Origin of the sequence: Sutcliffiella horikoshii (assembly GCF_020524325.1) — a bacterium.
Lineage (GTDB): Bacteria > Bacillota > Bacilli > Bacillales > Bacillaceae_I > Sutcliffiella_A > Sutcliffiella_A horikoshii_D.
Map to the genome: position 1 here is coordinate 195,203 of NZ_JAIVKY010000002.1, position 19,864 is coordinate 215,066.

Sequence of the window (19,864 nt, forward strand, 5' to 3'; positions counted from 1 at the left end):
GTAAAGGTTTTGTAAATGTCGGTTTTTCTGTAGTTTTATCGGGAATAATGGAGGAATTTAGTGTAAGTTTGCTATTGCAAAATTAAAAAGGTGGCATTAAGACACAAAAAAGCACCCCGAATGGAGTGCTTTTTGACTATTATTCTGTATCTTCTTCGGAAGTTTGTTCTGCCTCTTCAACTGTTTGTTCTTCTTCCGGTTTTTCTTTAGCTCGTTCTTTCTTCAGGTTGAAGTAAGCATCCAAAACAGCATCACCAATACGGGTACTGATTCCTCCTGTTACATTAAAGTCAGTAGATGCATAAGGAACCATAATGGCATAAGCAATTTCTGGATTGTCGTAAGGAGCATAACCTACTAGATTAAAGTTAAGCGTTTCATAGGAGCGTCGTTCTCCATTAGGAAGATACTCTATATACCTTGATTGTGCTGTTCCTGATTTTCCTGCAGGTTTAAATTCCTTCATTGTAGAACTTTTTGCTGTTCCTCTTGATCCATGATAAACCCTGATAAAACCGTCTTGAACTCGCTTAATTTGACTATCTGACATATCTACTCTGTTCAACACTTTAGGTTCAAATGGTTCGACTACACGACCGAGACCTTCTCCATTATTCGGCTCTCTGATTTCTTTAACTAATTGCGGCTGCATTCTATAACCGCCATTTGCAATGGTAGAAACATATTGAGCCAATTGAAGAGTAGTGTACGTATCATACTGTCCAATGGATAAATCTAGAAGAAGACCAGGCAGACTGGTATCTGTTCCTTCAAAACCCGCAGATTCACGAGGAAGGTCAATACCCGTTTCAACACCTAAACCGAATTGAGCTAGGTAGGACCTAAACGTATCATATGCGGCTGGAGGTATATATAACGGTTGCCTTGGCGAGTAATTAGCACCGGCAATTGCCATTGCAATTCTGAACATATAGACATTGGAAGACCTTTCAAGTGCTGTTAAATCATTAATACTCCCCATATTAGTATATGAAGCTTTCTTTAAAGAATTTGGGGCGCGGCCAATATATAAAGGTGAATCATATAGATAAGAACCAGGTTGGATGACGCCATGCTGATAACCTGCTAGCACTGAAGCTCCTTTCACCGTTGAACCTGGTTCATAAGCTTCTTGAATGGCACCCAATGCATTATCATAAATTTTAAGTTGGCCATCCTCTTCATCCCGAATCAATTGTTTTCCTGCAAGTGAAAGAACTTCACCAGTTTTAGGATTCATGACAACTACAAAAGCACGATCTAGGAATCTTGCTTTTGCGTTAGGATCTGCTCGTGTTTTTAGCATCTCATCAATTAAAGCTTCTTCTATTTTCTGCTGCAATTCCATATCAACAGATAAGATTAAATCTTTTCCGCGCTGACCGTCATATACTTTTTCTTGACGCAGCAAGTTTCCACCGGTATCTGTTACATTGCGAACTCTAGCTTTTTGGCCTTGAAGAACATTTTCGTATTGAGCTTCTAATTGAGAGGTTCCAATACGATCATTCCTACTATACCCACGAGCGAGGAACTCATCTATCTTCTCACTTGGTATGCCAGACTCAGAAGTTGAAACATTTCCAAAAACAGAATTCAGGGTAGTTCCATATGCATAAGATCTAATGAAATCTGTTGTAATATCCACACCAGGTAAATCTGTCAACATCTCACTAACCATTGCAAATTCCTTGGCCGTAACATCTTGGTTCTTAACAATCTGCGGGGTCAGTGCATACCCTTTATTGAACTCACGAAAAATAGCCAGTACCTCTTTTTCTTCTTTCGTGATTTCATCTAGTTGCTGTTTCGTAATTCTATCCAATTGCAAATCGTATAAGTCACTTTCTGCTAAATCCCCATCCGCAACCTTCTTTCGATCTTCATCTGTTATCAATTTTGCCGCTTCTTCAGGACGAGTTAGAATCCAATAGTCTTTTTTATCTCTTTCTTGAATCTTGTCAATATCCATCGTGATAATTTCTGAAAGTTTTTTTGCAACCTCCAACTGTTCCTTTTGGGTTGTTGACTGCATGCGTGTATATGTAATGGCATTTAATGGGGTGTTATCAACTACAACATTCCCATTGCGATCATATATTTTCCCTCTTGGTACTAATGTATTTACCGTAACATTTTCGGTCCGATCTACTTCTTTGCGGTAATCTTCCCCGAAAACAATCTGGACAAATCCTAGTCTAAGTATTAGGGCAGAGAACAGTAAAAAAACCGCAAAAAACAAAAGGTTTAAGCGTGAGGGGACATAATTTTTCTTTTTCTTTTTTTGCTTTTGATTGGTCATACTTTACACCTTTTCATTAATTATTTCGATAGGCTTATTAAGCAACATGTTTTATAAAAAGTAAGAGACACCTACGTTGGTTTGTATAGGTGTCTGTGTCTTTTTCTATTGTATAGGAAATCTCAATAAATTTCTATTATTAAATATCTTTTAAGGAGTTGATTCTCCTTCCCCGTCTCTCAAAGTTGTCACAATTGGATGTGGCTCTTCCTTTGGAGAAGGTACGGGTTCAAGTTCTACTTTTCGGACGAACGGATAAATCAAGGCATGACCCGCTCCAATCACACACATTAGTATTGGAATACTCTTTTGCGTATCAAAAAAGATAACGGCTATTAGAAACAGGATAATTGAAGCAATACGTCCTAAGTTCAAAAATATTTCCCTGACAACAATATATTCAATACGCATTTCTGCCGCTTTCCATCCTCTCCCGATCACATCGTATGTTAATGATACATATGGGACCAATAACAATGGGTAGGCAATTGCGATTGTGACTGCATACATCAGCAACTTCACATACGTGAGTTCAAAGATAAGAAAGAAAATAGCGCCATACAATATCAGTCCTCCCAGAAGGATAGCTTTTTTTCGGAACTCTTTTTTGATAAGCCGTGTAGCTAGATAGTAACAGACAAATGCCACAGCTGAGTTTAACAGTCCGAACGTTCCAAGTGCCAATTCACTGTTGGTTGTGATAAATACCAAAACAGAGATGGCAAAAAGAAACGTACCTTCACGTAATCCTTGAAAGAAATGAGCATTTGTTATGTATCCCCAGTTTGCATTGTTTTTTCTTTCCTGCAAGATGCGTCGGAGTTCAAAGTTTCCTTCTGCCCCTCGCCTTTGTAAAAACAAACTTAAAATTACCGCAGCAAAGAACAATATGAGGGAAATGGTGAAGATCACGGTGTATCCTGTGAATTTTTCTAATGTAGAAATAATATATCCTGCCGCTATGGGTCCAATCATTCCGCCAACTGAAGTTAGAATTCCTAGAAATCCATTGAAAAAATCTCTTGTTTCCGGTTCTGTAATCTCGAATGTTAATACATTAAAAGCAAGCCAGTAAAACCCATAGCCTATTCCAAGTAGAGCACCAAGTAGCAATAAGTAGGTGGAAGCCTTGTCTCCAATGAACAAAACGAACAAATAAAAAAGTGCTAAGAATACGACTCCTAAACGTAGCACAATGACTCGATCAATTTTTTTTGCCCATCTACCTGCCAGTATGAATGTTAACGGCTGAAAGACGACGATTGCTAAGTTGTAGAAGCCCAGGTCGCTAAATTCACCTGATTGCTTCCAAAGGTATACATTTACGAATGTATTGGAAAGCGCGATGCTGAGGGAATAGAGTCCACCGATGATTAAGAGTAGCATCAGGTCTTTGTTGACTTCGACATCGCCGATAAGTTTTTTTAGTACTGCCATATTACCCCGCTCCTTTATCTACGTTTATTGTGGCTTAAAGGAGTGGGAGTTATGTACTTTGATTTTTTTAGACTTATTGAAGTTTGACCGTTTCTTTCCGCTGCAGGCACTCGCTTTCCGCGGGACGGTGTTTGAGCCTCCTCACAACGCTTCAGGGGTCTCAACCTACCGTTTCTCCCCCGCTGGAGTCGAGTGCCTTCCGCTCCAATACACTCATCATTTTTTACATAAAAAAACTCCCATCCACATAGGGATGAGAGTTTTTGGGGTGGTTATTATTTTGCTTCGTTGTATAGTTTTCCTACTACATCCCAGTTGATTACGTTGAAGAATGCGTTGATGTAGTCAGGACGACGGTTTTGGTAGTTTAGGTAGTAAGCATGCTCCCAAACATCAAGGCCTAGAACTGGAGTCTTACCTTCCATTAATGGAGAGTCTTGGTTTGGTGTGCTTGTGATTTCAAGTTCACCGTTGTTTACTACTAACCATGCCCAACCAGATCCGAAACGAGTAGCTGCAGCTTTTGCAAACTCGTCTTTGAAGTTGTCATAGCTACCAAATTTGCTTGTTAAAGCGTCAGCCAATTCACCGTTTGGAGAAGTAGCGCCACCTGGAGTCAAGATGTTCCAGAAAAGGCTGTGGTTTGCGTGTCCACCACCGTGGTTGCGTACAGCTGTTTTAATGTTTTCAGGAACTGCGTCCATGTTGGAGATTAACTCCTCTACACTTTTACCTTGAAGTTCAGCTTGTCCTTCAAGAGCAGCGTTAATACCTGTTACGTAAGTATTGTGATGCTTTGTGTGGTGAATGTTCATTGTTTCTTTGTCGATGTGAGGCTCCAATGCGTCGTATGCATAAGGTAATTGTGGTAGTTCGTATGCCATAATTATCTCCTCCTAATTGTTATGTATTAATATTGAACCAAAAAAGCATGACCCTTTTGATCCGTTAATTTCAGATTACCAAAACTTGTACAATCTTTCAATTAATCTGCTTACCTACATTAAATTATTTATTTTGGGCTAGATCGATAACTCCTGCGATAAGCGATACATACTATCATCGATCTTGTGCGGCATGGAGAATACTTCATCAAAGGAATAATCAACAATCTGATTTTTTTCCATTCCCACTGCCCTGCCTGCTTTTCCATCCATCAACAACTCAACAGCCCGTCCGCCAAGACGACTTGACAGAACTCGGTCAAACGCAGTTGGTGTTCCGCCTCTTTGGATATGACCAAGAACCGACACACGGGTTTCCAGTTGTGTTTCTTTTTCAATCAGTTTAGCAAAATCCATTCCACTGCTAACGCCCTCTGCAAGGACAATGATCGTATGCTTTTTGCCTCGTTTTTGCCCACTCTTAATTCGGCCGACTACATCCTCTAGCTTAAAGCCTATCTCAGGAATGATAATGGTTTCAGCTCCACCTGCTAGACCTGCCCATAATGCGATGTCCCCTGCATGGCGGCCCATTACTTCAATAATGAATGTACGTTCATGGGAGGTTGCCGTATCTCTAATTTTATCGATTGCATCAATGACAGTGTGAAGTGCTGTATTAAACCCGATGGTATAATCTGTTCCCGCAATGTCATTGTCAATGGTTCCTGGCAAACCGATACAAGGAAAGCCATGTTCTGTAAGCTTTTGGGCCCCACGATATGAGCCATCTCCACCAATGACAACAAGGCCTTCAATTCCGTGTTTTTTTAACTGTTCTATTCCTTTTTGTTGACCTTCAAGGGTTTTGAATTCTTCACTTCTAGCCGTATATAAAACAGTTCCACCACGGTGGATGATATCCCCAACGGATCCAAGCTCCAACTTTTTGATATTGCCGGCCATAAGACCTGCATAGCCTTGGTAGATACCATATACATTCAAGTTGTGGTAAATTGCTTTTCTTACTACAGCCCTGACTGCCGCATTCATTCCAGGCGAGTCACCGCCACTTGTTAAAACTCCAATCGTCTTCAAGCCACCCACTCCTTCTTCGCACATATTATTGCTATAACACAAATGTATCTCTTTCAAACACTTCTAGTATAACCTTGTTTATACGAAAATAAAGAATATAATGATCATGATTCCCTGGATAATTCCTTTAACCAATGCACTACTAAACAGGCCGACCACAGATCCGAAACCTGCTTTCATGGACGCTTTTAAACCATTTTTATTAAATAATAGTTCACCAATAACCGCTCCCAAGAATGGGCCAAGAATAATACCAGCTATCGGTATAACAAAAGGACCAATCAATAATCCGATGGTACTTCCCCATATAGATGCATTGCTTCCGCCAAACTTTTTTACTCCTAAAAGATTTGCAAAGTAGTCCGCAACAAATAGCAAAATAACAAATAACACGGTGATGATCCAGAATAATAAAGTCAATTCTTCAAAAGAGAAAAACACCCCATAAAGAAGAAATCCACCTACTAAAAAGAGCACACTTGGAATGATGGGATAAACCAGCCCAACAAAAGCAATAACAAATAATGCAATGATTATTGCCCAATACAGGATTTCCATTACAAAACCTCCTTTAAACATTTTAAAAAAACCAGACCCATAAGAGTCTGGTTTTTAATACGTTCTTAACCTTTATAAAGTTTCGTGGTCTTCTCCTAAAACTGCTTCCGCAATATTTACAGCATGGTCCCCAATACGCTCAAGGTTACTGATAATATCAACAAACACAATTCCAGCTTGACCGGAACATAATCCTTCATTCATACGCAAGATATGTTTCTTACGAAGAGAGCGTTCCATTTTGTCGATTTTGTCTTCTTTCAATCTTACTTCATTCGCTAAGTCTTTATTATTCGATCTTAAAGCTTCAATAGCTTCTTTAACAGTTGATTGAGTCAGTGTAAACATTTCTTCAAGATCTGTTTCAGCAGCTTCCGTTAATTCCACTTTGTTGGCAATTTGATAATCAACTAACTCCACGATGTTTTCGAAATGGTCACCGATTCTCTCGATATCACGAACAGTATCCATTAATACGGAATGCTCTTCTGATTCATGATCAGATAAGGAGCTAGAAGAAAGCTTCACTAAGTAGTCCGTAATTTTTCGATCAAGATTATTGATAGCTTCTTCCACTTGATAAGCTTGTTCTGAATACTTAGTTACACCAGATTTTAAATATTCATGTGTAGATTCTAGTCCTACTACAGAATACTCACCCATTCGCAGAACTTCCTCTTTAGCTTGACCTAAAGCTAGTGAAGGTGATTGTTCAATAAAGATTGGATCAAGATGCTTTGGCTTATATTCAACAAAGCTGTCTTCTCCAGGAATGATTTTTGTAACAATCAACGCTAGTAGACCAATAAACGGTAATTGAATAAGAACATTGGCAATGTTAAAAGAACCGTGTGCAAATGCAATCGTCATTTCAGGGTTCAGATCTAGCTTTTGTTGAAGGAATTCTACATACATTTGAAAAGGAATCAACAATATCAAAACAATTACTGTTCCCAAGACATTAAACATTACATGTGATAAAGCAGCACGTCTTGCGGCAACGCTTGCCCCAAGAGCAGCTAAAACTGCTGTAATCGTTGTACCAATATTGTCTCCAAAAAGTACAGGTAATGCAGCACTAAGATCCATTGCACCTTGTCCATAAAGTTCTTGCAAAATCCCTACAGTAGCACTTGAACTCTGAACAATAACGGTAAAGACCGTTCCAACTACTACCCCAAGAATTGGGTTATCACTCATAGTTACCGTTAAGTCAATGAAAGCTGGCAACTCTCGTAGTGGTTTAAGTCCACCTCCCATGATTTTTAAACCATAGAATAACGTACCAAAACCAAAAACAATCTGACCGAAATATTGTATTTTTTGATTTTTAAAGAAGAATAACAAGATGGCACCTACTGCAATAATCGGCAAGGCATACTCGTCAATTTTAATACCGATGATGAATGCTGTAACAGTAGTTCCAACATTGGCACCCATAATTACACCAATCGCTTGGCGAAGCGTCATGAATCCAGCACTAACCAAACCGACTGTCAGTGCCGTGGTTCCGGAACTTGATTGAATAAGAACTGTAACTAGAATACCGGCAAATACACCCATTAGCGGATTCGTAGTAAAACGATCTAAAATATCTCTCAGCTTATCTCCAGCTGATTTTTGCAGTCCGTCACCCATGTATTTAATCCCGAAAAGGAAAATACCCAGACCACCAATAAATTCAAAAATTAACTTCTGAACATCCAAGTCCAATAAATTCAACCCCTTAATCAAAAACAATATAGTATCGACAAAAATCTACAAAACCAAATACAATTATTAACCTAATATGATTCTAATGTAAATAGAATTGATGATAAATTTACATTATCTTTACAAACCGTAACTTGAAATTTACATTAGTGACTGTTATGAAATTAATTATTGTTCACATACCCTAGTTAAGGTAACATGAAGTTGGTATATTACTTTAAAAAGGACTGATAGGAATTGAATATTTTATCTCAATTTGTAAAGAGCTTGTATTCCCCGAAAGCAATGGCCTCCTTCCGCTTTCAAGGAATAGGCAAAACCATCCTGTACGTATTTTTTCTCGTTCTTATATCTTCTATTCCCATGTTTATTACTTTTGGAACTAGTGCTGTGAATTTAGTTAATAGTACAGAAGAATTTTTGCAAAATGAAACCCCAGACTTTTATATACAGAATGGAGAATTTTTTGCAGATGTAGATGAACCGTTTATCGCCGATGACCAAGGCTTCACCATTATATTGGATCCTGAAAATGAGTTATCGATAGAGGAGATCAGCTCATACGGTGAAGTTGTGGCTGTACAATCAAATGAAATTATTTTTAAAGGAGCTGGAAAGACAGACTTCGTACCTCTCAGTGATTTTCAAGGAACAGAAGTAACAAAAGAGAATCTACTTCAATTTATGGATTCTGTGGGAAGTGCATTCCCTATTATCATTACTGTTTTATTGATAGTAGGTTATCTGTTCTTTACAGCAACTAAATTCGTGCAGATCTCTATTTTAGGTTTGTTTGGATTACTACTTAAAAATGTGTTAAAAAGAAATAAATTGCAATATCGCCATACATGGGTTTTGGCTGCTTATGCTGTCACGCTTCCAACGCTAATTTTCACTCTCATGCAGGCAAGCGGTTTAGTTATTCCTTTTTCTTCATTAATAAGCTTTGCTGTTTCTCTTTTTGTTCTATATCTCATTATCAAGGAAGTAAAAGTTAAATTGCCTACACCTCCAATTAATTAGTATATGTCACCGACAAATTCAACTAATTTGTCGGTGTTTTTTTGTCATCTTTTTCTCGGACAAGCATATAGTTAAGTAAGCTTGACTGAGGAGGAAAAATAAAAATGATCCGATTATTCGTTGCAGCTCTCATTCTCGTCACCATATACAGCATCTATTACGATTTATCATCCGGCACTATTCCTGAGCCCGCTGCTCCTGTTGCCGCTCCAGTCCCAATAACAAACTCGGAGACTGTATCAGAAAGTTCCGCCCTATCCTCACCTACTAACAACCTTTACATAGAAGTGGAAATTAAAGCTGGCGATACGGTATTGACTGTCGCAGAGAAAATTGCCAACAAACCTATTCCCGTTTCCATCACACAACTAATAGAAGACTTCCAAAACTTAAACGAAGGCATATCCCCAGAAAAAATCCAAATTGGCAAAACCTACAAGTTTCCTGTCTACTAAAAGCCAGGAAACTTTTTCTATGCATTTATTGTGAAATAAACAACCAGTTGATTGAAGTGGAAGGCGCGCAGACGCCCGTGGGAGGAAGGGACAGGTGAACCCCCAAATATCAAAGAAGCCACTGAAAAACTGTATTCTCATGTACTTAATTATTTCTAGCTGTGGATTGGAGCAAAAGGCGAAGACTCCTGAGGGAGATAGCGCTAGATGGAGACCCCGCAGGCGAAAGCCGAGGAGGCTCCAGCAGCGCCCCTAGGAAAGCGAAGCCATTTGCGGAAATTCACAGCGGTGTATGATTGTGCACCTTAATCATAGACTTCTGAGTGGCTTCAGCTCAGCCGAGTAGCTCACGGACCGCCCGCAGGCAAGCGAAGCTCCTGGAACGGAAATCTACAGTTAGCCCCAGTCTCCAGAGAGCCAGGAAACTTTTTCACTTGTCAGATGTGGTTACGATTGTTAAAATATGTTGGGAGTTAGTGGATAATACTAGCTTTTTCTCTCATTACAAGCTACTCTTATGAAAGAAAGATGTTTTGATCTGTAGATCATTCCTAAAGGAGCGATTCACTCGTGAATGAAATAATACATCGTACAAAAACCCGCCCTGTTAAAGTTGGAGACATAACAATCGGCGGCAGTAACGAACTATTTATCCAAAGTATGACAACCACTAAAACACATGACGTAGAAGCAACGGTTGCAGAAATAAAGCGTTTGGAAGAAGCAGGCTGTCAAGTAGTCCGAGTTGCATGTCCGGACGAGCGCGCAGCAAATGCCATCGCAGACATAAAAAAACAAATCAACATCCCACTAGTTGTGGATATCCATTTCGATTACAAGCTTGCGCTTAAAGCCATTGAAGGCGGAGCGGACAAAATCCGTATCAATCCTGGTAATATTGGTCGCCGCGAAAAGGTTGAGGCTGTTGTAAAAGCATGTAAAGAAAAAGGAATTCCAATTCGAATCGGTGTTAATGCAGGTTCCTTGGAAAAACGTATCATTGAGAAATACGGTTACCCAACTGCAGACGGCATGGTGGAAAGTGCTCTTCACCACATTAAAATATTAGAAGACCTTGATTTCCACGATATCATTGTGTCCATGAAGGCTTCTGATGTTAATCTTGCCATTGAAGCATATGAAAAAGCAGCCAAAGCTTTTGACTACCCGCTTCATTTAGGTATTACAGAGTCTGGGACCCTTTTTGCAGGTACAGTGAAAAGCGCAGCGGGCTTAGGAGCCATTTTAAGCAAGGGAATCGGTAACACATTACGTATCTCCTTAAGTGCAGATCCTGTGGAGGAAGTAAAGGTTGCTCGTGAATTATTGAAGTCATTTGGCTTATCTTCTAACGCAGCTACACTTATTTCTTGTCCTACATGTGGACGCATTGAAATTGACTTGATCAGTATTGCAAATGAAGTAGAGGAATACATCTCTACAATAAAAGCGCCAATTAAAGTTGCAGTACTAGGTTGTGCGGTAAACGGTCCTGGTGAAGCACGTGAAGCAGATATCGGAATTGCAGGTGCCCGTAACGAAGGACTACTTTTCCGTAAAGGAGAAATTGTCCGTAAAGTGCCTGAAGCTACCATGGTTGATGAACTGAAGAAAGAAATCGATAAAATTGCAGAAGAATATTTTGCAAAACAAGAAGAAGAAAAGGCAAAAGCTTGACACCAATTGGTGCCAAGCTTTTTTGCTGCCTTTAAATGGATGAACCATTTAGGTGGTGTTAAAACAATGGTAGTACAAAGATCCCAACAACAATGGAAACGATACCGATTCCGATTGCCCATGCTCCTAACCCTGTTGCCCCACGCTTGCGGGCAATAAAGCCGACGATAATACCGGCAGCTCCCATAATGATTGGCAGAAAGAATAACGACAGGATAGATAAGGCTAACCCTAGAATCCCTAGTCCTCTTCCACTCATCCCCATTACGTCACTGCGCTCTTCTTCAAAAATTGCTTCTCGTTCCCTGCTTCTATCTGATTGTACAACAGGAGGCACTGCAACCTCAGCTGCATGCTCTTCTAAAAAGTCCCGATGTCCCTTCGCTCTAGAAACATGAGGTTCTTCATAAGCCAAGTCTGAATCAAAACGGTCAAGTTTCTCTTCGTTTTTCTCAAATTCACTTGCCATTCGTATCCCTCGCTTTCTTAAGAAGTTAGGAGCATTATTTAGTATGAGCAAGACAGCGCAAAATCATGGATGTCAATCTTTGTTAAGTTTTGTTATGTCCCCTTTATTAAATCAACCAACAAAATCAGGGAAAAAAGGACAAAATATGATAAAATAAGTGTAGCAATAGGACTGGAGGCAATTATGAGAAAAAGATTCGGAATCGATATTGACGGGACATTAACTTGCCCTTCGACTTTTGTACCCTTCATCAATAAAACATTGAAAAAAAATATTACCCTTGAAGATATGAAACAATATGACCTGACCCCTCTTATGGGCTTAGATGAAGCTGGCTTTTGGAAGTGGATGGACGAAATGGAGCCAATCATCTATAAAGATGCCCCTCTTGCCAAAGGAGCTAAATCAATTGTAAAACGTTGGAAAAATGAATTCGACTTATATTTTATAAGCGCCCGCAGAAACCACCTTCTTGAAGTTACAGAGAACTGGTTTTCCAAACAAGAGATTGATTACGACCATATAGAATTGATTGGTTCACACAATAAAATTGCTGCCGTTAAAAAACATAACATAGAGTTATTCTTTGAAGATAAACATGATAACGCTTGTGATATAAGCGAAGAATGTGACATCCCTGTTATATTATTCGATACTCCATACAATAGGGAGCCAATACCTGCAAATGTTCACAGAGTAGCTAATTGGCAAGAAGCAGACCAAAAAGTACAGTCCTTGCTTCAAACAATAAGCGCTTCCCGATAAATATGATAAAGGAGAGTGGATATCTAGCATCCACTCTCCTTTTTATTTTGATCGAGACATCGCAAGCAGAAGCTGGCTTTCAATCGCCTTCACAAAGTCTTCTGTGCTAATATCTTTTCTGTTAGATCCCATTTCTCGGATTCTAATCATAATGTCAACAAAATCCTCTCTTTTCAAAGAGGAAAGCTGTGCACTCTCTGTTGTCATCTCATACACCCTTACGCATCTTTTAGAACATGTTTCGTCCATAACCGCCCATTTTTAGAGGGCACACATCTAAAAATAGGTGGTAATTACTATATATGAGATAATTCTTAATTTGTTACTTTAGACACATTCCGGGCACTTTCCATAGATCTCAAATTTATGGCCTGTAACATCATAGCCTTTCAAATTATCCTCCAGGTCTTGCATCGGGCAGGTTTCAATTTCCTTTGTCTTCCCACATACCATGCAGATAAAATGATGATGATGATGTTTTGTTGAGCAGGTAAAGCGGAAATGTTTCTCACCTGAAAGTTCAGTGCTCTCTAAAATTCCGAGGTCCACAAAAACCCCAAGATTACGATAGATGGTGTCAAAGCTTAAACCAGGATAATTGTCCTTCATGGAATCCAAGACATCTTTTGCAGTCAAATACTTATCTTCTGTAGCAAACAATTCAAGCATTTCCTGCCTTTTTCCCGTATACTTATATCCCTTATCTTTCATTAGAGTGAGTGCTTGTGATACATTCATTTTTTTACACCCCTTACTTTATTCCAAAGAATGGTGACAATCAAAATGAGAACGGATAGAATGACAATGGTTCCACCGGGAGCAAGATCAAAATAGAAAGATGAAATTAATCCACCGATCACTGCAATTTCTCCAAATATTATCGCCAGAACGATAGTTTGCTTAAAACCTCTGCTCAATCGCATACTCGCTGCTACTGGTAAAGTCATTAGGGAAGATACTAAAAGGATACCAACAATACGCATAGAAGCTGCAATAACAAGTGCCACCATTATAATGAATACCAAATGAAATACTCGTGCATTCACACCGGACACCTTGGCATGTTCTTCATCAAACGAAAGGATAAAAAACTCTTTGTAAAATAACATGATGGTGACCAGTACTCCGATAGTTACGATAAAGACCGTCCAAAAATCAGATGATGTTACTGCACTTACACTCCCGAATAAGAAGTTAAAAAGATCTGTATTAAAACCATCTGCAAGTGAAATAAAGATTACCCCAAGCCCAATTCCTGATGACAGAATGATGGGAATGGCAAGCTCTTGATAGTGTTTATAAACTCCTCTAAGCTTTTCAATAAACAGTGCACCTGTCACCGAAAACGCCATCCCGAAATAAATAGGGCTCACACCTACCATCAAGCCGAAACGCTTTTCCACCAGCAAGCTTGCCGCTATCCCGGCCAAGGTCACATGGCTTAAAGCATCTGCAATCAACGATAATCTCCTTACCACGACAAAAACACCTAATAGAGGTGCTAAAAAGCCAATTAATATTCCTGTAAAAAATGCATTCCTTAAAAATTCAAATTGCATAAAAGCTGATATCATTACATATGCCCTCCATCATGGTGATGATGATCATGACTTAAAACATGTACATCATGCCCGTAAAACTGAGAAAGGTCATTCGTACGTAATTTTTCAAACTCATCTGTCACACCGTGAAAATGTAGATTTTTATTCAAGCAGGCCACATGCGTTACTTTTTCCGTGATCGTCCCAACGTCATGTGTGACTAGGATCAATGTGATGCCTAGCTTTTTGTTTAGATGGGAAAGCATGGAGTAGAAGTTTTGTACATTTTTGATGTCGACTCCCACTGTAGGTTCGTCTAAGATTAGGAGCTCAGGCTCACTCACTAACGCTCTAGCTATAAAAATTCGTTGCTGTTGGCCACCAGACAAATCTCCAATATTTCTATCCATAAAGTCTTCCATTCCCACCGCTCGAATGGCTTCTAAGATTTGCTCTTTGTGTTGTTTGTTGAAGAAACGCAATAAGCCAACCTTTGAAACAAGACCCGTTGAGACTACTTCAAAAACTGTTGCCGGGAAACCGGAGTTGAAACTGTTCGCCTTTTGTGAGACGAAGCCGATCTTACTCCAATCCTTAAACTTGCGGATATCCTTTCCAAACAGTTCGATGGTCCCCTTTTGAGGACGTAAAAGTCCAAGGATACATTTTAAAAGTGTTGATTTACCGGAACCGTTTGGTCCGACAAGACCCAGGAAAGCACCTTTAGGTATGCTTAAATTTATATTTTCAATGACGTTTTGTTTTTCATATTTATAGGATAGTCCTTTGATTTCTAATACATTTTCCAACTTTATCACACCTTAAAAGATAAGAATCATTACGATTTTATAACAATAAGTTAGTATACAACAGCTGGGTGGAAAAGTAAATAAAGAGGCTTGTTTTGGTTTTGCTCAGTTTACTTGATAATGAAGACAAGACAGTTTCAGTCGATTTCTCTTGCCGAAATTGTCTTCATACTAATGATGAAGACAATTCTAGACGATTTTACTATCGAAAGTCGTCTTCATACCCCTAATGAAGACGTTTCTAGACGAATTTGCTTGATGAGATTGTCTTCATACCTTATCTCAGAACAACTATACATATGAAAAACCGGGCAAAATAAGCTAGGTCCTTTTAATGCTAACAAAGTTTTAGTTGTTTGGTTAACAAACCGCTATAACTTCCGCAAACGGATTATATATGGTTCTAATTCTTCAAACAAAAAAAGCCCTATTCAGGCTTTTCCTTGATCAGTGGCAAACGGTAGCAAAAGGTGGATCCTTCTCCTAATTTGCTGTCGATAAATAACTCGCCATCATGATCTTCTATTATCTTTTTACATAGCGGAATGCCCAGTCCATTCCCCTTTTCTTTTGTTGTGAAAAACGGTTTGCCAATACGATCTAATACATCATCCGCCATGCCTTTCCCGTTGTCTACGACGGTAATTTCATAGAAGGTATCTGACTTCTTGGCTCGTAATAAAAACAACTTGTTTTTCTGTTCCGGTAAGAAGGCTTCGATGGCATTCCTTAAGAAATTCAGCATGACTTGTTTAATCATGGCCTCATTGACCAATACCTGCTCTTCTACTGCCTCAATTTCAAAGTCAAAATCTATATTATGTAATAAACATTCTGATTGAAAAATATAAACCAAGGACTGAAAAATATGTTGCGGCTCAATAAGCTGCTTTTTCACTTTTTTTCTGGAAACAGATAAAAAGTCCTCGATGATGGAATTCATCCGATTTATTTCAGCCATGATGGTATCGTAATATTTACTCCAATTATTCGTTATCTGGGATAGTTGAATAAATCCCTTAATAACAGATAATGGATTTCTTAATTCATGTGCCATTCCTGCAGAGATTTGAGATACAGATTCCATCTGTTGTTTGTAAACAAGGAGATTTTCGAATTTCTGCTGATAAGAGCGGTCATGGATGATAAAGAATACCTTCTCTGTTCGTTCAAACAAGATTCCTTGAATTTGATATAATACTTCATCGTCATAGCAGATTCGCTCTTTGAACTTCTTATTTTGAATAACTTCTTCGTAAATCTCATATAACTTCTCTTTTAAAAAGACAGGAGTTAATAGATCATCGAACTCAAGATTGATATAGTCCTCACCAACATCAAGCTCCAATAATGTTAAACACCGGTTATTAATGTATTCAATCTTCCCTCCCTGTGAGAGAACCAATATGGCTATATCCAATGAATTGGTCATAAATTCATTGACCTTCAATGATTGTTCAATCGTGCCGTAATGGAGTGGAAGAACTACCGAACTATTCTTATTTTCAATTATGTGCCCTGACAAATATATACGCTCTTCAGACAGGATGCCTGTATAGACGACTTCATAGAAACTGCCGTTTATTCGATGAAACAAAATCCTTTTTATCTCTTTCCCAGGCGATTCAGAGATATCCTTTAAATATGTATAGACCTCTTGGCGATAGCTTGATGGAAAGCTCAGAAAAAAAGAGCGGTTCTCCTCCAATATGGAAAGAAACGTGCTAGCTCTCTCATTCCACTCTTCAATAAAGCCATTCGCATTCAAGATAAGTCGTAAATCTGAACTTAAATGCTGAAATATATCTTGTTCTTTTTTATCTATAATAAACGACAAGGTGACTCCCCCTCGTTACCCTTTAAATATCTTTCGTTCATGGAATATTTTAATTATACAATAATTTCCCAACAGTTGTCATATTATTTCGTAAAGGTAGCCATTTTGTTTTTCTATCATAGGCTAAAATGGGAGGGATAATATGATGAACATTTATCAACAAATCGTAAACAAGAAGCTTCACAACATTACGGCAGAAGAATTGATGAAGTATAGCGGGGAGTATAACATCTCCTTGACACCGGACCAAGCAAAGAAGGTATCTGCTCTTTTAAATTCCAAAAAAGTAAATGTATTTAACACGTCTGAGAGAATTCAATTGATGAAGGAAGTCGCAAAAATAACCGGACATGAGACAGCGAAAAAAGTGAATCAGTTATTTTTAGAGTTTACAAAGTAAGAAATAATCAGCTTAAGAACAAAAGAACTTTAGTATTGATTAATTATCGCTGTTCCTTTCCGCAAATGGCTTCTCTTTCCGCGGGATGGTGCTTGAGCCTCCTCACAACGCTTCAGGGGTCTCAACCTACCGTTACTCCCCCGCTGGAGTCTATGCCATTTGCTCCAATTCACAGCTAGATACTAGGTTGAATTAACGTTAATACCCTATCAGTTAACTCAGTTATGTAGCTTTTCTTTTGCTATCCTTTAGCAGAATGAAGTTACCTTGTTGATTGCAGTGGAAGGCGCGCAGACGCCAGCGGGAGGAAGGGACAGGTGAGACCCCGGAGGCTCACGGACCGCCCGCAGGCAAGCGAAGCGCCTGGAAAGGAACTCAACTGGTGTTATTAAAAAAAGAAGCAAGGGCACATTTTTCATGTCCCTTGCTTCTTTTTTATTAATCAATCATTCACGATTTTCGTCAATAGTTCTTCATCAAACTGCTTGTTCTTTAGCATGGCAATTTCATGCTTGTATGGCGGTTTGCGGTCTTTCTTATCTTCACCAACGTATGGCGTCTCCAATATTTTCGGGATATGTTTTAATTGATCATGATGAACAATATAATTAATTGCATCAAAGCCAATATGACCAAATCCGATGTTTTCATGGCGGTCTTTACTAGCACCACACACATTTTTACTGTCATTGATATGAAGGACTTTCAGGCGGTCTAAACCAATGATATCGTCAAACTGCTTCAATACCCCATCAAAATCATTTACAATATCGTATCCTGCATCATGTACGTGACAAGTGTCTAGACAAATGGAAAGCTTTTCGTTAAGGTGGACACCATCAATGATGGCAGCCAATTCTTCAAAAGTACGACCACATTCAGAACCCTTTCCAGCCATAGTCTCCAATGCGATTTGAACATTTTGCTCTTTAGTCAGTGCCTCATTCAACCCTTTAATAATCTGGCTGATGCCTACTTCCGTTCCTGCACCAATATGAGCACCTGGGTGAAGGACAATCTGTTTTGCTCCGATAGCATCCGTTCTTCTTACTTCTTCCGCTAGGAAATTCACTCCAAGCTCGTAAGTTTCCGGCTTCTGGGAGTTACCAATATTGATGATATAAGGAGCATGTACAATAATTTCCTTTAATCCATGCTCTTTCATATGTGCAAGACCTGCTTCTATGTTAAGGTCTTCTATTTTTTTTCTTCGCGTATTTTGAGGAGCACCTGTATAGATCATAAATACATTAGAACCATATGAAGCAGCCTCTTCGCTTGCAGCAAGCAGCATTTTTTTCCCGCTCATGGATACGTGAGATCCAATTAGTAAGTTTTCCATAACATCACCTCTTCTAACAATCAGCCTTTATTTTATCATAAGGATGCCATGAAAGGTTATCGGATTGCCCATGATTATCTTTTCTTCAGACGGCGTTGCCTCTTTTTGTACTGTTCTACTTCATACTTGTGTTTCTTTTTGTAACCTGGTTTTACTTTTGTGGATTTTTTCACAGCTGTTTTCGCAGCAACATCAATTTCATTGATCTGTTTTTTACGGTTTTGACGTTTGTTTCGTGGGCCGATTTCAACCAACTCACCGTTTTTTAAGTCCATCTGCGTGAACTCTATTCCCAATTTTTCGATTTGCGCTAAAGCATTCTCGTCTGTTGGTTCATATAGTGTAATAGCATTTCCAGAGTAATCGGCACGTGCAGTACGTCCAACACGGTGGACATAGAAATCCAGGTCTGAGGGAAGTTCATAGTTGATAACATGACTGACTCCCTCGATATCAATACCTCTTGCAGCAAGGTCTGTTGCCACCACATATTGATATTCCAAGTCATTGATTTGCTTCATCATCTTTTTACGTTCACGCGGATTAAGGTCCCCATGAATTCTACCTACTTTTAGACCTTGCTCAAGCAATGCATCTGCCACTTCATCTGCTTTTTTCTTCGTGTTGGTAAAAACAATCGCCAGATACGGGTTATATTGCACAAGAACATCATGCAATAATTTCGTTTTGCTTTTGGATTTAACCGGAATAAGTAAGTGCTTGATTTTTGCTGCAGTCACCTGTTTAGGTGCAACATGTGTATATTTTGGATTTTCCATGTATTTGCGTAAGAAAGGTTTCAACTTTTCAGGAATTGTGGCTGAAAATACCATGATCTGAAGATTTTTCGGCATTGCCGCAGCTACCTTATCGATATCTTCAATGAACCCCATGTCAAGCATAAGATCGGCTTCATCCACCACTATTGTTCTCGCAGTATGGACTAAAAGAGCATTTTCCACCATTAAATCTTTAATACGGCCAGGTGTCCCAACTACAATATGCGGCTGCTGTTTAAGACGGTCAATCGTACGTTGTTTATCCGTACCGCCAATATAACAACGTGCTGTTATCATGTCTTCACTAGAACAAAACTTAGTGATTTTTAATACTTCTTGGTAAATTTGATTAGCCAGTTCTCTTGTTGGCGCTGTGATAACAGCTTGTACTTCCTGTAGGGAAGGATCAATTTTACTCAAGATTGGAATAAGGTAAGCATGTGTTTTCCCTGTTCCTGTTTGAGACTGTCCAATGGCACTCTCTCCATTTAATAAGGAAGGAATCATTCTTTCTTGAACTTCTGTTGGCTTTTGAAATCTAAGTTCTTTTACCGCTTCTAAAATAAACGGCTTTAAATTAAACTTTTCAAACGTTGTATTCATTTATTTACCTCCACTTTTAAAATCATGCATGGAATATGTATCTATGTCATTATTTTAAAGTTTCTATTTTCATTCATGAGTTATTCGCGTTCCGTTACGTTCTGTTTAACCCCAAACAACTATTATAAAGCAGTTTTGGTTTTTTGGCTACACTACGGTTGTGCCCATTCTT

19 protein-coding genes are annotated in these 19,864 nt (G+C 38.9%); 5 read left to right on the forward strand and 14 right to left on the reverse strand.

Annotated features, from left to right (window positions below; translation table 11 throughout):
- Positions 1-139 precede the first annotated feature (139 nt).
- From LC091_RS02270 to LC091_RS02295, 6 genes are all read right to left on the reverse strand, one after another.
- A complete protein-coding gene (locus tag LC091_RS02270) occupies positions 140-2,302 on the reverse strand; it encodes a peptidoglycan D,D-transpeptidase FtsI family protein (RefSeq protein WP_226680099.1) in 2,163 nt (720 codons plus the stop codon).
- A 150-nt stretch (positions 2,303-2,452) separates the two neighbouring features.
- Entirely contained in the window at positions 2,453-3,739 is a 1,287-nt protein-coding gene (locus LC091_RS02275; RefSeq protein ID WP_226680100.1) for an MFS transporter, read from the reverse strand.
- Positions 3,740-4,014: 275 nt separating this feature from the next.
- Positions 4,015-4,623 carry a superoxide dismutase gene (locus tag LC091_RS02280; protein WP_148965875.1) on the reverse strand — a complete coding sequence of 203 codons (609 nt, stop codon included), beginning with the start codon at positions 4,621-4,623 and terminating at the stop codon, positions 4,015-4,017.
- A 138-nt stretch (positions 4,624-4,761) separates the two neighbouring features.
- Positions 4,762-5,721: a 6-phosphofructokinase gene (gene pfkA, locus LC091_RS02285; protein WP_226680481.1), complete on the reverse strand. Its 960-nt coding sequence runs from the start codon at positions 5,719-5,721 to the stop codon at positions 4,762-4,764.
- A 78-nt stretch (positions 5,722-5,799) separates the two neighbouring features.
- Positions 5,800-6,279 (reverse strand): DUF456 domain-containing protein, encoded by a 480-nt coding sequence (locus tag LC091_RS02290; RefSeq protein WP_226680101.1) that lies wholly within the window; start codon positions 6,277-6,279, stop codon positions 5,800-5,802.
- 72 nt (positions 6,280-6,351) lie between these two features.
- Positions 6,352-7,992, reverse strand: coding sequence for a Na/Pi cotransporter family protein (locus LC091_RS02295; RefSeq protein WP_226680102.1), 1,641 nt, complete (start codon positions 7,990-7,992; stop codon positions 6,352-6,354).
- A 237-nt stretch (positions 7,993-8,229) separates the two neighbouring features.
- Here LC091_RS02295 and LC091_RS02300 point away from each other — a divergent pair, with 237 nt between their 5' ends.
- The 3 genes from LC091_RS02300 to ispG all read left to right on the forward strand — a co-directional run bounded on the left by LC091_RS02300 (position 8,230) and on the right by ispG (position 11,147).
- Entirely contained in the window at positions 8,230-9,015 is a 786-nt protein-coding gene (locus LC091_RS02300) for a DUF1189 domain-containing protein (RefSeq protein WP_226680103.1), read from the forward strand.
- 104 nt (positions 9,016-9,119) lie between these two features.
- Entirely contained in the window at positions 9,120-9,470 is a 351-nt protein-coding gene (locus LC091_RS02305; RefSeq protein ID WP_226680104.1) for a hypothetical protein, read from the forward strand.
- Between the two features lie 570 nt (positions 9,471-10,040).
- On the forward strand, positions 10,041-11,147 hold the full coding sequence (ispG, locus tag LC091_RS02310) for a flavodoxin-dependent (E)-4-hydroxy-3-methylbut-2-enyl-diphosphate synthase (RefSeq protein ID WP_148987621.1): 1,107 nt from the start codon (positions 10,041-10,043) through the stop codon (positions 11,145-11,147).
- Between the two features lie 58 nt (positions 11,148-11,205).
- Here the strand turns inward: ispG and LC091_RS02315 are convergent, their stop codons facing one another.
- A complete protein-coding gene (locus tag LC091_RS02315) occupies positions 11,206-11,616 on the reverse strand; it encodes a DUF4190 domain-containing protein (RefSeq protein WP_226680105.1) in 411 nt (136 codons plus the stop codon).
- A 183-nt stretch (positions 11,617-11,799) separates the two neighbouring features.
- Here LC091_RS02315 and LC091_RS02320 point away from each other — a divergent pair, with 183 nt between their 5' ends.
- A complete protein-coding gene (locus tag LC091_RS02320) occupies positions 11,800-12,381 on the forward strand; it encodes a 5' nucleotidase, NT5C type (protein ID WP_226680106.1) in 582 nt (193 codons plus the stop codon).
- Positions 12,382-12,423: 42 nt separating this feature from the next.
- Here LC091_RS02320 and LC091_RS02325 read toward each other — a convergent pair whose 3' ends face one another.
- The 5 genes from LC091_RS02325 to LC091_RS02345 all read right to left on the reverse strand — a co-directional run bounded on the left by LC091_RS02325 (position 12,424) and on the right by LC091_RS02345 (position 16,568).
- A complete protein-coding gene (locus tag LC091_RS02325; protein WP_226680107.1) occupies positions 12,424-12,588 on the reverse strand; it encodes a hypothetical protein in 165 nt (54 codons plus the stop codon).
- A gap of 120 nt (positions 12,589-12,708) precedes the next feature.
- Complete coding sequence (locus tag LC091_RS02330; protein WP_226680108.1) at positions 12,709-13,119, reverse strand: Fur family transcriptional regulator; 411 nt, start codon at positions 13,117-13,119, stop codon at positions 12,709-12,711.
- Positions 13,116-13,955: a metal ABC transporter permease gene (locus LC091_RS02335; protein WP_226680109.1), complete on the reverse strand. Its 840-nt coding sequence runs from the start codon at positions 13,953-13,955 to the stop codon at positions 13,116-13,118. The genes LC091_RS02330 and LC091_RS02335 overlap by 4 nt, the downstream gene beginning before the upstream one ends.
- Positions 13,955-14,731 (reverse strand): metal ABC transporter ATP-binding protein, encoded by a 777-nt coding sequence (locus tag LC091_RS02340; protein ID WP_226680110.1) that lies wholly within the window; start codon positions 14,729-14,731, stop codon positions 13,955-13,957. Before LC091_RS02340 ends, LC091_RS02335 begins: the two co-directional genes overlap by 1 nt.
- Before the next feature lie 427 nt (positions 14,732-15,158).
- On the reverse strand, positions 15,159-16,568 hold the full coding sequence (locus tag LC091_RS02345; protein WP_226680111.1) for an ATP-binding protein: 1,410 nt from the start codon (positions 16,566-16,568) through the stop codon (positions 15,159-15,161).
- A gap of 142 nt (positions 16,569-16,710) precedes the next feature.
- Between LC091_RS02345 and LC091_RS02350 the strand changes: the two genes are divergently transcribed.
- Positions 16,711-16,968 (forward strand): DUF2624 domain-containing protein, encoded by a 258-nt coding sequence (locus LC091_RS02350; protein WP_226680112.1) that lies wholly within the window; start codon positions 16,711-16,713, stop codon positions 16,966-16,968.
- Positions 16,969-17,410: 442 nt separating this feature from the next.
- On the opposite strand, the gene LC091_RS02355 is transcribed toward LC091_RS02350, so the two are convergent.
- Together LC091_RS02355 and LC091_RS02360 are read right to left on the reverse strand one after the other, a co-directional pair.
- The gene (locus LC091_RS02355) at positions 17,411-18,310 is read right to left on the reverse strand and encodes a deoxyribonuclease IV (protein WP_226680113.1); all 900 of its coding nucleotides are present in this window, start codon (positions 18,308-18,310) and stop codon (positions 17,411-17,413) included.
- A 74-nt stretch (positions 18,311-18,384) separates the two neighbouring features.
- Positions 18,385-19,692: a DEAD/DEAH box helicase gene (locus LC091_RS02360; protein ID WP_226680114.1), complete on the reverse strand. Its 1,308-nt coding sequence runs from the start codon at positions 19,690-19,692 to the stop codon at positions 18,385-18,387.
- Positions 19,693-19,864: the final 172 nt, after the last annotated feature.

Excerpts from the sequence above, each read along its gene's own strand:
- LC091_RS02275 (WP_226680100.1), bottom strand. The coding sequence starts at position 3,739 with ATGGCAGTACTAAAAAAACTTATCGGCGATGTCGAAGTCAACAAAGAC.
- LC091_RS02325 (WP_226680107.1), bottom strand. The coding sequence starts at position 12,588 with ATGACAACAGAGAGTGCACAGCTTTCCTCTTTGAAAAGAGAGGATTTT.
- LC091_RS02320 (WP_226680106.1), top strand. The coding sequence starts at position 11,800 with ATGAGAAAAAGATTCGGAATCGATATTGACGGGACATTAACTTGCCCT.
- LC091_RS02355 (WP_226680113.1), bottom strand. The coding sequence starts at position 18,310 with ATGGAAAACTTACTAATTGGATCTCACGTATCCATGAGCGGGAAAAAA.
- LC091_RS02280 (WP_148965875.1), bottom strand. The coding sequence starts at position 4,623 with ATGGCATACGAACTACCACAATTACCTTATGCATACGACGCATTGGAG.
- LC091_RS02270 (WP_226680099.1), bottom strand. The coding sequence starts at position 2,302 with ATGACCAATCAAAAGCAAAAAAAGAAAAAGAAAAATTATGTCCCCTCA.
- LC091_RS02305 (WP_226680104.1), top strand. The coding sequence starts at position 9,120 with ATGATCCGATTATTCGTTGCAGCTCTCATTCTCGTCACCATATACAGC.
- LC091_RS02290 (WP_226680101.1), bottom strand. The coding sequence starts at position 6,279 with ATGGAAATCCTGTATTGGGCAATAATCATTGCATTATTTGTTATTGCT.
- LC091_RS02315 (WP_226680105.1), bottom strand. The coding sequence starts at position 11,616 with ATGGCAAGTGAATTTGAGAAAAACGAAGAGAAACTTGACCGTTTTGAT.
- LC091_RS02330 (WP_226680108.1), bottom strand. The coding sequence starts at position 13,119 with ATGAATGTATCACAAGCACTCACTCTAATGAAAGATAAGGGATATAAG.
- LC091_RS02350 (WP_226680112.1), top strand. The coding sequence starts at position 16,711 with ATGATGAACATTTATCAACAAATCGTAAACAAGAAGCTTCACAACATT.
- LC091_RS02335 (WP_226680109.1), bottom strand. The coding sequence starts at position 13,955 with ATGATATCAGCTTTTATGCAATTTGAATTTTTAAGGAATGCATTTTTT.
- LC091_RS02360 (WP_226680114.1), bottom strand. The coding sequence starts at position 19,692 with ATGAATACAACGTTTGAAAAGTTTAATTTAAAGCCGTTTATTTTAGAA.